12 protein-coding genes are annotated in these 11,721 nt (G+C 58.3%); 6 read left to right on the forward strand and 6 right to left on the reverse strand.

Features of this window, described 5'->3' with window-relative positions; all coding sequences use genetic code 11:
• Positions 1 to 45 precede the first annotated feature (45 nt).
• From VH599_03745 to VH599_03755, 3 genes are read right to left on the reverse strand one after another with little or no spacing between them, the layout of a single operon-like run.
• Complete coding sequence (locus VH599_03745; GenBank protein ID HEY7347408.1) at positions 46 to 1,506, reverse strand: heterodisulfide reductase-related iron-sulfur binding cluster; 1,461 nt, start codon at positions 1,504 to 1,506, stop codon at positions 46 to 48.
• A gap of 2 nt (positions 1,507 to 1,508) precedes the next feature.
• Positions 1,509 to 2,867, reverse strand: coding sequence for an FAD-binding oxidoreductase (locus VH599_03750; GenBank protein ID HEY7347409.1), 1,359 nt, complete (start codon positions 2,865 to 2,867; stop codon positions 1,509 to 1,511).
• An 18-nt stretch (positions 2,868 to 2,885) separates the two neighbouring features.
• Positions 2,886 to 4,364 carry an FAD-linked oxidase C-terminal domain-containing protein gene (locus VH599_03755; protein HEY7347410.1) on the reverse strand — a complete coding sequence of 493 codons (1,479 nt, stop codon included), beginning with the start codon at positions 4,362 to 4,364 and terminating at the stop codon, positions 2,886 to 2,888.
• A gap of 294 nt (positions 4,365 to 4,658) precedes the next feature.
• On the opposite strand from VH599_03755, the gene VH599_03760 reads away from it, so the two are divergent.
• Positions 4,659 to 5,663: a glycosyltransferase family 4 protein gene (locus tag VH599_03760; protein ID HEY7347411.1), complete on the forward strand. Its 1,005-nt coding sequence runs from the start codon at positions 4,659 to 4,661 to the stop codon at positions 5,661 to 5,663.
• Between the two features lie 62 nt (positions 5,664 to 5,725).
• On the opposite strand, the gene trxB is transcribed toward VH599_03760, so the two are convergent.
• Entirely contained in the window at positions 5,726 to 6,733 is a 1,008-nt protein-coding gene (gene trxB / locus VH599_03765) for a thioredoxin-disulfide reductase (GenBank protein HEY7347412.1), read from the reverse strand.
• Positions 6,734 to 6,976: 243 nt separating this feature from the next.
• Here trxB and VH599_03770 point away from each other — a divergent pair, with 243 nt between their 5' ends.
• The 5 genes from VH599_03770 (at position 6,977) to VH599_03790 (ending at position 10,706) form a co-directional block, all read left to right on the forward strand.
• Positions 6,977 to 7,486, forward strand: coding sequence for a bifunctional nuclease family protein (locus VH599_03770; protein ID HEY7347413.1), 510 nt, complete (start codon positions 6,977 to 6,979; stop codon positions 7,484 to 7,486).
• Between the two features lie 43 nt (positions 7,487 to 7,529).
• The gene (locus VH599_03775) at positions 7,530 to 7,943 is read left to right on the forward strand and encodes a hypothetical protein (protein HEY7347414.1); all 414 of its coding nucleotides are present in this window, start codon (positions 7,530 to 7,532) and stop codon (positions 7,941 to 7,943) included.
• Positions 7,944 to 8,228: 285 nt separating this feature from the next.
• Positions 8,229 to 9,197, forward strand: coding sequence for a UDP-glucuronic acid decarboxylase family protein (locus VH599_03780; protein HEY7347415.1), 969 nt, complete (start codon positions 8,229 to 8,231; stop codon positions 9,195 to 9,197).
• Positions 9,198 to 9,213: 16 nt separating this feature from the next.
• A complete protein-coding gene (locus tag VH599_03785) occupies positions 9,214 to 9,369 on the forward strand; it encodes a hypothetical protein (protein ID HEY7347416.1) in 156 nt (51 codons plus the stop codon).
• Between the two features lie 236 nt (positions 9,370 to 9,605).
• On the forward strand, positions 9,606 to 10,706 hold the full coding sequence (locus VH599_03790; protein ID HEY7347417.1) for a lysylphosphatidylglycerol synthase transmembrane domain-containing protein: 1,101 nt from the start codon (positions 9,606 to 9,608) through the stop codon (positions 10,704 to 10,706).
• A gap of 259 nt (positions 10,707 to 10,965) precedes the next feature.
• On the opposite strand, the gene VH599_03795 is transcribed toward VH599_03790, so the two are convergent.
• On the reverse strand, positions 10,966 to 11,097 hold the full coding sequence (locus tag VH599_03795) for a hypothetical protein (protein ID HEY7347418.1): 132 nt from the start codon (positions 11,095 to 11,097) through the stop codon (positions 10,966 to 10,968).
• Positions 11,098 to 11,308: 211 nt separating this feature from the next.
• Entirely contained in the window at positions 11,309 to 11,698 is a 390-nt protein-coding gene (locus VH599_03800) for a DUF2251 domain-containing protein (protein HEY7347419.1), read from the reverse strand.
• Positions 11,699 to 11,721: the final 23 nt, after the last annotated feature.

An 11,721-nucleotide genomic window follows, 5' to 3' on the forward strand; every position in this document is an offset into this window, starting at 1 on the left:
TGTGTCCTTCTGAGTTATCCCTTCCCGAACTGAGGATACAGGAGATCAGCCCTGTGACCTCTTGCGGCTAAGGAGCAATCCCACCGCGAGCAGCACAGCGCCGATACCGATAGCTGTTCCAGGGCTTCGCTTTCTTGGCGCTGGTAGGCTATACGCGCCGCCAGCGCGATAGGCTTCATCCAGCAGTTGGATCGGATGAAGCGCCTGGATGGGCAAATCGCGCTGGCTTGCCCCATAGGCAATCTGCATCATGCAGCCGGGGTTGCCGGTGGCAACGACCTGAGCGCCGGTATTTTCAATATGGCCCATTTTGCGGTCCAACAGCTTGCCCGCCATCTCCTGGTTGGTGATATTATAGATGCCCGCGCTGCCGCAGCACCAATCCGCTTCTTTCAGGTCTACCAATTCCAGCCCAGGAATACGTTTGAGCAGCGCGCGGGGCTGGTTCTTGATTTTCTGGCCGTGTGCCAGATGGCAGGCGTCGTGGTACGTGACTCGACGCTTGATTTCGCCTAGCTGGGGATTGAGGTCAATCATCGCCAGGAATTCGCTGATGTCTTTGACCTTGCTGCTGAAGGCAGCGGCGCGCTCAGCGTAGCTGGGGTCATCGCGCAGCAGGTGGCTGTATTCTTTGAGGTTTGAGCCACAACCCGCTGAGTTGATGATGATGTAGTCACAGCCCCAATGCTCGAACGCCTCGATGTTGGCGCGGGCCAGGGCGCGCCCGCGCTCGGCCTCGCCGGAGTGGACGTGCAGCGCGCCACAGCAGCGTTGGTCACGCGGAACAACGACTTCGCAGCCATTGGCCGCCAGCACGCGAATGGAAGCTTCGTTGATGTCGTGGAAGACCTGATCCATGATGCAGCCAGAGATAAAGCCCACACGGTAGCGGCGCTGTTCAGGCGCTGGGGTGATCGTGGGAAGCGCGTTTTGGAATAGCGAGCCTTCGATATGTGGCAGCAGCGCCTCCGGTTCCTTGAGTTTTCCAGCCAGCGTGCCAGGCACGTAATCGAGCAGGTTGAGCTTGCGTACCAGGCTCTGAGCGCCGCTGCGCTGGTAGAGTTTGAGTCCGGTGAACATGAACGAGGTCAGCAGGCGCGACGGAAGCACACCGCCGAAGACGGCGCGACGCAGAAGACGCTCGACGCCGTTGTGCTGCTGAGGCGCAGCCGCTTCGATCTCTTCACGCGCACTTTCGATAAGTTTTCCAAACTGGACACCAGAAGGACAGGCGGTTTCGCAGGCGCGGCAGCCCAGGCAGCAGTACATATGCTCGATAAAGTCAGGGCCAATGCTCATACGACCATCGGCAATCGCCTGCATCTGATAGATGCGCCCGCGCGGCGAATCCATTTCGACGCCCAGCACCGCGTAGGTGGGGCAGGTGGGCAGACAGAAGCCACAGTGAATGCACTGGCGGATCAGATCATAGGTATGTGTCCCCCGGCGCAGCGGCCCTTCCATAAGCTGCGTGATTGGTTGGATTTCCTGTGGCTCACTGCTCATTGCTAAAGTCCTCCCACGAAGCGGCCTTTGACGAGCGTATGGTGAGGGTCAAATTTCTGTTTGAGCGTTTCCATCAGGCGCAGGTCAGGTCGCGCTTCGCCCCAGACGTTGATCTGTGCTTTGAGTGCGGTGGGGGCATGGGTGATGACCAGGCTGCCTTTGCTCTTCAGCGCCTGGGCGCGTAACTGGCTGATGACAACCGCCAGCCGATCAGTGGCGTCTGGTGGGCGAAGTTGGAGGTAGATCACCCCGCTGCCTGCGTGGGCGATGGCGCTGGCTTCAAGCTGCTGCTCCTGGCAAATGGTTTGCGCATGGGCCAGGAAAGGGGCAAGCTCGTTGATGAGCAGCGAGACTTTACAGACAACCGGCCCGATCTGCTGGGCGCGAACAGCGGCCCAGAAAGCGTCGTGCGCTGCATCCTCAAGATGATCGCCTGGGCTGCCAGCGTGGCGTGTCGCGGTTGTGCGGGTATCGGCAAGCTGGCGAGCGACAGCCTGAGCACCGCCGGAAAAGGAGATCGCCAGCAGGTGCGCTGGCCCTTCCCACAGGGCCAGCGCACCTGCTGGCAGCATCTTGATGGCCTGTTCGGAGAGATGGCGTTGCGCGGCTGGGTCAAGCAGTTCGATGGCTGTCGGGGTAACGACTGAACTGAGCAGAGCAATTACCGTCTCCATTGCCGCTGGGGCGTTCTCGAAGGAGACCAGTAATGTTTCCTGCCGCTCAGGTCGAGGGATCAGCTTAAAGTTGGCCTCAACGATGATGCCCAGCGTACCCAGCGAGCCAATATAGAGCTTATTCAGATCATAACCAGCGACGTTCTTTACCACTTTGCCGCCGCTGCGGGCAATCGTCCCGTCGCCCAGCGCCACGCGCAGGCCGATGACCAGATCGCGCGCCGCGCCGTAGCGCAGGCGCTGGGGGCCGCTGGCGTTGGCGGCCAGAATGCCACCGATGGTGGCCCGCTCAGCGTTGGGCGGGTCCAACGCCAGGAACTGGCCTTTGGCTGTCAGATACTGCTGAAGAGCGGCTAGAGGCATCCCCGCCTGCACGCTGCACGTCAGATCAGCCGCCTCATGCTCAAGCAGCGCATTCAGGCGAACTGTGCAGATGGCAAGGTCGTAGCGTTCTGGCGGCTGGCCGAGTTCTAGCTCCGTACAGCCGCCAACCGGGAGAACGGCCAGATGCCGCTCGCTGGCGATCTTCAGCAGCGCGGCCACGTCGTCAACGACGCCGGGCAGCGCGACCACTTGTGGCTTCACGCCATCAACCGCGAAGCGTTTCAGATCGCCGGAACTGGTCAGCAATTCCGTCTGTGGCGCGGCTGCGTGGAGTTGATCAGTGAGCAGGCTCAGCTTTGTCATTTGCCGCCCTCCTCGTGTTTAGTGCCAGGCTCCTTCGACCTCGGCCTGGGCGTAGGCGGGGCTGTGCTGCTGTCCAATGAGCAGCTTGATGTCGGCGCAGCGTCCGGGCGTTGGTAAGATTTTGCCAGGATTGCAGAGGTTGTGCGGATTGAACGCCTCGCGCACGCGTGTCATCACCGCAAGGTCGTCGTCGCTGAAGATGAGCGGCATGGCATCGCTCTTTTCCATGCCAACGCCATGTTCGCCAGTAATCGAGCCGCCCGCGTCGGCGCAGACCTTCAGGATTTCAAAACCAGCCTGGCGCACTTTTTCCACCTGCCCCGGAATCTGAGAATCAAAAAGAATCAGGGGATGCAGGTTGCCATCTCCGGCGTGGAAGACATTGCCCACGCGCAATCCGTAGCTGGCGCAAATCTCGTTCACGCGGTCAAGGACGAAAGGCAGTTTGGTGCGCGGCACGACGCCATCCTGCACATAAAACTCGTGCGAGATACGTCCTACGGCTCCAAAGGCTTCTTTACGCCCCGACCAGAGCAATTGGCGCTCCTGCTCGTCTTTGGCGATGCGAACGGCGCGCGCGTGATTGGCTTCGCAGACGGCAACGACGCGGCTGACCTGCTCGTCAACGGTATCGCGCAGGCCCTCGACTTCGATCAACAGGACAGCGGCGGCATCCAGAGGATAACCCGCGTGAATATAGTCTTCGACGGCCTGCAAGATGATCTGATCCATCATCTCCAGCGCGGCGGGAATGATTCCAGCTTCGACGATGCCAGAGACGGTATTGCTGGCGTCGTCAACAGTGTTAAAGACGCCTACCAGCGTCTTGACGGATTCAGCCTGATGTACAATGCGCACTGTAATGCTGGTGACGATGCCCAGCGTGCCTTCGGAGCCGACCAGCAGGCCGGTCAGGTCGTAGCCAGGCGTGTCGAGCGTGGGGCTGCCAACTTCAACGATCTCGCCATCGGTCAGCACGACTTCCAGGCCCAGGACATGGTTGGTGGTGACGCCATAGATGAGGGTGTGCGGACCGCCGGAGTTTTCGCCAACGTTGCCGCCAATGGTGCAGGATTTCTGGCTGGAGGGGTCAGGCACGTAGTAGAAGCCGTTGGGCGTCATGGCGTTGCTGAGATGCAGGTTGACCACGCCCGGCTGCACAACGGCGCGCAGGTTCCTATAGTCAATGTCGAGGATGCGGTTCATGCGCTGGAAGGCAATGACGATGCCGCCCTCCAGCGGGACCGCGCCACCCGAAAGGCCAGTGCCAGCGCCGCGCGCTACAAAGGGGACGTTGCGCTGGTTCGCCAGCTTGACGATGGCGCTGACCTCGGCGGCGCTGGCAGGGAAAACGACTACATCAGGGCGGGCGCGATCAATGGAAGCATCGTACTCGTAGAGCATGAGATCGTATTCTGAGGAGAGAACATAGCGGACGCCCACAATTGCGCCGAGTTCGCTGACCAGGGTGGCTTTTTCGCCTGCGTCCATTGTCATCGCTGCGCCTCCTTTGGGTTGCAAGCAGTGGCCTGAATGCTCAGATAGATAGCTGCGTGGTGAGGAGCGGCCCTATAAACACAGAGCTAGAGAAAGTGCTGGTTGCTGATCGTGAGAAGTACTATACAGGTTGAAGGTGCTTCCTTAAATATATCATACCATGCGCAGCGGCTGGCGGCAATTTGCCGGGAGGAGAAATCATTGATATTCTTGGTAACGCAGGTGCATTATCAGTAGTGTTCACAAGCGGTTTTCAACAAGATGTGGTATGGAGCGCCGGACAGGAGAAACACGGTGCGGATTGCAATGGCTCATTCGCAGCTCACCACATTAGGAGGCGGTGAGCGGTTTGTGTTGGAAGTCAGCCGTCGGCTTGCCGCCCGGCACGAGATTACGCTGTATACCAGCGCATTTCTGCCTGAAGCGACCTATCCTGGGCTGGCTGATTTTCCACTGATCAGGCTGGATGCGTTCCAATGGGCCAGGCTGCGCCTTCCTGCTGATGCTATTCTCGCGCATACGTTTGGCGCGAATCTGCTGGCCCTTCGCAACGCCAACGTTGCCTATTATGTTCATACGCTGCGCAGCCGCTATCTGGTCGGAGGGAACCGGCTTGATCTGGCAGCGCGCCGGATGCTCGACAGGCGCGCGGTGCGGCGTGATCGGCGCATCATTGCCAACAGCGCCTATACCGCAGCAAAGTTTCAGCGGCTTTATCAGCAGTCTGTCACCGATCAAGTCTATTGCGGTGTTGACCCGCCGCTGTTCGATCTGCCTGAATCGGTTGGCGGCCACGCGCTCTATATTGGCAGGCTTGCGCCGGAGAAGGGACTGGAGCGACTGCTCAAATGGTGGGAGCCGATTGAGTATCCGCTGCATATCATCGGGAGAGGTGAGCCAGCCTATGTCGAGTATCTCAAGCAGCAGAGTGGCAAGCAAGTGCGCTTTTTAGCGCCAGTCTCTGGAGAAGGAGTTGCTGCCGCTTATCGAGCGTGCCGCTTTGTGGCTTATCTGCCGTTTGAGGAGGAACTGGGTATTGTGCCTCTGGAAGCGATGGGCGCGGCGAAGCCGGTGATCGTTTCTCGTGAAGGTGGTCTGACGGAGACGGTGCTTGCCGACAAAACGGGGTTTCTGGTGAAGACCGAGGCGGAGTTTCAAGAGGCGGCGCGCCAGCTTATCGCTTCGGATGAAACCTGCCTGGCCCTTGGGCGCGCCGGAAGAGGGCATGCGCGGCCCTTTACCTGGGAGCGAACGACAGAGCAGATTGAGCGCATCTGCGTCGAGATTGCTGAGGGGTGAAGAGACAAAGCGGGCTCTGTTCTTAGCAACTGTTGAGAACATAGCCCGCTTCAGAAAGGCGTTTATGAGCGCGAGGCTGAGTGTGGCAAACCCGCTGGTTCGCCCCAGGCGCCTGGGTCGGCAACGCGCTCTTTGTCCACTTCGCCCTGCGCCTCCAACCAACGCTCGGCATCAATAGCGGCGCGGCAGCCGTCACCAGCCGCCGTGACTGCCTGGCGATAGCGATGATCGGTGACATCGCCAGCCGCGAAGACGCCGGGTACGTTGGTCATGGTATGCTCGCGCGGGATGATGTAGCCCTGCGCGTCCATGTCGATCTGACCTCTGAAGAGGGCGGTGTTTGGCGTGTGACCGATGGCGATAAAGACACCCTGCACAGTTAGCGAGCTTTCTTCGCCGGTCTTCAGATTGCGCAGACGCAGTTTCTCAACCGCCTGCTCGCCATGCACTTCCTCCACCGCCGTATCCCATATGAAGCTGATCTGAGGGTGCTTGAAGGCGCGCTCCTGCATGATTTTGCTGCCGCGCAGGCTGTCGCGCCGGTGAATGATGGTGACATGCGAGGCGTATTTGGTCAGGAACAGGGCTTCTTCCAGGGCGGTGTCGCCGCCGCCGATGACCGCCAGGTCTTTGCCCTTGAAGAAAAATCCATCGCAGGTGGCGCAGGCGCTCACGCCCCGGCCACGCAGCCGTGTCTCGCTCTCCAGTCCCAGCCAGCGGGCGCTTGCCCCGGTGCTGATGATGATGGCCCGGCCCAGGGCTGGCTCCTCGCTCCCATCGGGATAGACCTTGAATGGTCGCTCGCTGGTGTCCAGGCGAATGACATCTTCGTCGCGCATCTCTGTGCCGAAGCGCCGCGCCTGCTTTTCCATATGCTCCATCAGGTCGGGGCCGAGAATGGCCTCCTCAAAGCCAGGGTAGTTTTCTACATCGCTGGTCAGCATGAGTTGTCCACCGGACTCGTATCCCCGAAACATGAGGACAGAAAGATTGGCGCGAGCGGCATAGAGCGCAGCCGTATAGCCAGCCGGACCAGAGCCAATAATAATCACGTCATACGTCGTTGTCATGCGTTTCTCCTGCGCGGATTTCAGCTATGATGGGCAAAGTCTGTAACGCTCATCTGGCGGGAAGTTCGGTATTATACTTCTCGAAGAAAATTTTACCATACCCAGGGGGGGTATGTCAAGAAGGTACCACAGTGCCAAAGAGCCACGTCCTAAATAGGTAAGTTTGCGAGAACGGTGAGCTTGGGTGTACAATAGGGATGAAGTGGCCGAACGCATTCCCGACCGAAGGAGGGAAGCATTATCATGGTGGAGATGACTGTCGAGAGCGTGCGCATTAATCTGGCGACAGGGCAGCGCGTCGTCATCCTGAAAGATATGAAGGTTGACCGCTACCTGTTTATCTGGATTGCCAACGCTGAGGCATACGCGATAGCTATGGAGCTTCAGGGAACCACAGCGCCGCGCCCGCTCACACATGATCTGTTGAAGTCGGTCATTACCGAACTTGGCGGTACGATGACCAATGTTGTTATTTCCGACCTTGTGGACGATATTTTCTACGCCCGCCTGGTGATAGACGCTGATGGACGGCACGTGGAAGTTGATTCGCGCCCTAGCGATGCCATTGCGCTGGCGGTACGGGCAAAGGCGCCTATTTATGTGTCAGAATCAGTGCTGGAGCGTGCAGGGGTGACGTTAGAGAATCCTGAAGAGCAGCAGGAGCAGCAAAAGCAGGAGAAAGATAATCTGGACATTTACCGCGACTTTATCAATAGCCTGGATGTGCTGGATGAGTTTGGGAAATCGGACTGACCGGCCTTTTCCTTTGGACTCGATAAAGAAGCGAGGCTGACTTATGCACGCGCAAGAACGGTTGATCCGGCGGTTGTTTACAACCCAGCACTGTAGTCATTGCCAGTGCGCGTATGAAGGGGAGAATGTGACTGTCCTGGCCCGGCGCAGTGAGGTCTGGATGGTGATGGTTCGGTGCGACTCGTGTGGGCGTAAGGGCATATTCGTAATATCGTTCCCTGGCAGCACGCGCAGCGAGCGGCGCAAGGCGATTTTGGAAGCCGAAGCCCTGGGCGAGGGGGCGCTGACGGAGGCTGCGCTGGCTGATGAACCACCCGCAGCAGCGGATGCCGATCCAGGCGCTCCTGTCACCGCTGATGATGTGATCGACATGCACCTCTTCCTCAAGGGCTTTGATGGGAACTTTGCCGCCTTATTTGCCTCGCCACCTGGCGGCGAGCAGCATTTTCTGGATTGATGCAGCGATTTCCTCTTCCCTCTGGTTTATCTACTGGTTTGTCTCGGTTTGTGCGCTGTTGATCGGTGGGCGCCGTGCCAGCGCGCCTTGCGCGGCTTCACTTCCCCTGCCCACGATGATACACCCTTACAAGGCTGTGCATCTCTCAACCAGCGAAGCAGGTTTCTCAACAAGACTGCTACCCAGGGCGCCTTGCCAATTCCCCTATGAACGACTACAATCTCGCGGAGAGTGCTGCCTGACTACAGAGCAGAACGCTGGAAGATCTTTTCTGGAGGCAGTTTTGTGAATGTGCTTGTATCGGGTGGGGCCGGATTTATCGGTTCGCATCTTTGCTCCCGCTTGTTGGATGAAGGATATTCCGTTCTCTGTGTTGATAATTTGCTCACCGGGGCGCGTGGGAACATTGAGGCATTGCTGGGCAAACCACGCTTCACGTTTCTTCAGCACGATGTTGTTGAGCCGCTGGCCTTTGAGGCAGATGCGGTCTTCCATTTAGCCAGCCCGGCCAGCCCGGTAGGATATATGGATCACCCCTTCGAGACGATCCTGGTGAATAGTATGGGAACCTATCGGCTGCTCCAGCGCGTGCGAGAGGCAGGCGCGCGGTTTTTAATCACTTCCACCTCTGAAATCTATGGCGATCCATTGGTTCATCCGCAGCGAGAAGACTATTTTGGCAATGTGAATCCCGTCGGCCCTCGCGCTTGCTATGATGAAAGCAAGCGCCTTGGCGAGACGATTACGATGGAGTTTTGCCGACAATATGGGGTTGATGCGCGTATCGTGCGTATCTTCAATACCTATGGCCCACACAGCCAGATGGACGACGGGCGGATTATTCCGAATTTTATTACGCAGGCGTTGGATAACCGACCTCTGACGATTCATGGCGATGGTTCGCAAACGCGCAGCCTGTGCTATGTGACCGATCTGGTTGATGGGCTGATGCGCGCTATGTTCACGCCTGGAACGACTGGTGAGATTTATAATTTGGGCAACCCGGAAGAGCATACCGTTCTCGAATACGCTAGGCTAATTGCCCGTTTGTGCGGGTCTTCATCGAAAATGGTTTTTGAGCCTAAGCGACAGGATGATCCAGATCGTCGTCGCCCCGATATTAGCAAAGCCAGGGAACAGCTTGGTTGGGAACCTGCGGTGGGTTTGGAGGCGGGCATGACCTGGACGATAAGCTGGTTCCGGCAAGAGCGCGCCCGACATACAACCGAGGCACAACGGATGCCAGTGGGGTGAGGCCGGGGCATAGGATGTGCAAAGCTGGTATCTGCTCTGGCTGCTCTCCGCTTCTGGCTGCTCGCGCTTCTTTACCAAGGGCGAGCGCAGCAGAGGATTTCTGGAAGCGCCGTCCGATGTTACCTGGCGCTTTGATAAAACGTCATCCCTGATGAAGCATTTGCTCACTTAGCGGTGGCCTCCTCTCTTGCGGAGGCATACAAACCTGATGATAGACCCTCTTAATGCCTTGGGAAGAACATATCAAACATTCGGGGTTGAGAGGTCTGGAGGTGTCCCATTTCGCCTCACTTTGATCAATCGGATACACGCGGCTCACCCCCTTCAGATCGGTTTTTTGTCGGCCACTCCAAACAAAAGCCTTCCTCGGATGAAGCGAGGCCGTCAGAGATAGGGCGAGATGAGGACGTGGCAGAGCTGAACCCGCAACGGCCTTCCATTGGGAAGAGGTTACTTAGTTGGCGGACGATTGTCCCGCTGGCGCTGGTCATCGTGGTCTTTGCTCTGGTAGCGCAGCGCCTGAGCCTGGAACTGAATCCCAAGAGCATTGCTGCGGCCTTGGGGCGCGCTAATGTCTGGTTATTTGCGGTGGCTTTTGTAATCTATTACTGCTCCTTCCCGATGCGCGCCCTGCGTTGGCGGCTGCTGTTAGAGAATGTGGGCTACCGTAAAGAGGATGGGGTTTATCTCCCCAGTTTTCTCAACCTCAATAAAATCCTCTACCTCTCGTGGTTTGCGAATGTGGTTGTCCCCGCGAAGCTTGGCGATATCTATCGCGCCTATCTGCTGCGCCAGGCTGCGAATGTTTCGACTACTCGGTCCTTTGGCACGGTACTGGCTGAACGTATTCTCGATCTGATTGGCTTGCTGCTGCTGTTTATTTCGGCGATCTTGATTAGTCTGCATGGTCAGCTACCTGCGGAGCTTGAACTGGCGCTGCGGGTATGTCTGGCGCTGGTGGTAGGGCTGGTCGTTGGGCTGGTGGGGCTGCGTGTCTATCGTGATCGGATTGGCAGGCGCATTCCTACACGTTTCCGGGTGCAGTACGTGCATTTCCAAGAGGGTACGCTCGGCTCGTTTAAGCGGCTGCAATTGCTGGCCCCGCTGACACTGGCGGTCTGGTCGCTGGAATCGCTGCGTTTCATGTTTGTGGCTCTGGCGGCTGGCTTGCTGGGTGGCGATCTTCCTCATATCTTTGCGGCGGCGCTCTTTATTGCACTGGGCGAATCGCTGCTGACAACGGTGCCGCTGACCAGCGGCGGGGTGGGTTTTGTGGAGGCGGGGATGTTTGCGATGATCCTGCTCTTTACCCCCCAGACGACGGCAGCGCAGAACGCGGCTGCTGCGGCTATTCTGCTGGACCGTCTGATTAGCCTGGTAAGTATTCTGCTCTTTGGCGGGCTGCTCTTCTTCTTTACCATCGTTGTGGGGAAGGGGTTGAGGCGGCGCGTGAAGGGGCCAGAGAAAGCGGATGCGCCAGGCGAACCAGAGGTTGCCTCTCCTCTTTAGGCTTGCACAGCGCGACGTTCACCAGAGGAGGAGTCATGGCGCGCTACCCCTATGATATTACCGTGATCGGCGGGGTCCGGTGGGCTGCCAGCCGCGCGGCTGGCAGCGGCGCTGGGCGCACGAACAGCCCTGATTGATAAGGAGCGCCTGGGCGGCGATTGCCTGCATTATGGCTGCGTATGGTGCGCCTGCGCTGGCACACGCTTGATCGCGCCCAGACGGCAGGAGAGCTTGAAGGGTTTATCAAGCTGATTGTGTCTCAGAAGGGCGACAGATTCTGGGGGCGCATATCGTGGGAGCGCACGCCGGTGAACTGATCGGTGAACTGGCGCTGGCGATGCGGCACAACCTTGGCCTGGGCGCTGTGCTGGCGACGATTCACGCTTCCCACGCTGGGTACCAGCCTTCAGCAGACGGCGTTCGAGTGGTATGTGGGATCAAGATCGCTTGGGCGTGCTAGAAAGATTATTCGGCCTCTGCTGGCCTGGTGCGGGTAATAACGCCTGCGAGCGAATGCGAGCGGCTGCTCCCTGTAGTGCTCCTGTCTCGGCAGCGATACAGGAGGCAGCCGCGATGCAATCGGATGCCTTTTTATTTCCACCTTATTCCACCACGAGCGCATCCATCAGCGCGGCTTCGCGGGCGGTATCGCTGGCGTCTTCAGGGAGTTCTTCCAGCAGCCAGCCTTTGCGGCTGGGAATATCGAAGACAGCCAGCGGCCAGCCGCGAATGCAGAGGGCGGCGCGCTGTCCATGTTCGGCCCAGTAAATCTGGATGTAGTCCTCACGCATGGGCAGCGGTAGGTCGGCGGTTTGATAGATTTCGACGTGGCTGAGGATTTCTTTAGGATTCAAGGCGCAGAGATAAAAATATCCTGTCTTGCCATCATCCTCGAAGATGGCGCCGAAACTTTTGTCGCCATTGGCGCGCGCGACCCAGATAGTGGGTTTGCGGTTCTGGGCGCGTTTGCCCTGAGCGCCTACTTTTTGCATACTGATGTACTCCTCCAAATATC

The organism is Ktedonobacterales bacterium, assembly GCA_036557285.1.
Classification (GTDB): Bacteria; Chloroflexota; Ktedonobacteria; order Ktedonobacterales; family DATBGS01; genus DATBHW01.

What these genes read in the sequence shown, in the direction of transcription:
- VH599_03745 (HEY7347408.1), bottom strand. Translation starts at nt 1,506, where the DNA reads ATGAGCAGTGAGCCACAGGAAATCCAACCAATCACGCAGCTTATGGAA.
- VH599_03750 (HEY7347409.1), bottom strand. Translation starts at nt 2,867, where the DNA reads ATGACAAAGCTGAGCCTGCTCACTGATCAACTCCACGCAGCCGCGCCA.
- VH599_03755 (HEY7347410.1), bottom strand. Translation starts at nt 4,364, where the DNA reads ATGACAATGGACGCAGGCGAAAAAGCCACCCTGGTCAGCGAACTCGGC.
- trxB (HEY7347412.1), bottom strand. Translation starts at nt 6,733, where the DNA reads ATGACAACGACGTATGACGTGATTATTATTGGCTCTGGTCCGGCTGGC.
- VH599_03770 (HEY7347413.1), top strand. Translation starts at nt 6,977, where the DNA reads ATGGTGGAGATGACTGTCGAGAGCGTGCGCATTAATCTGGCGACAGGG.
- VH599_03775 (HEY7347414.1), top strand. Translation starts at nt 7,530, where the DNA reads ATGCACGCGCAAGAACGGTTGATCCGGCGGTTGTTTACAACCCAGCAC.
- VH599_03800 (HEY7347419.1), bottom strand. Translation starts at nt 11,698, where the DNA reads ATGCAAAAAGTAGGCGCTCAGGGCAAACGCGCCCAGAACCGCAAACCC.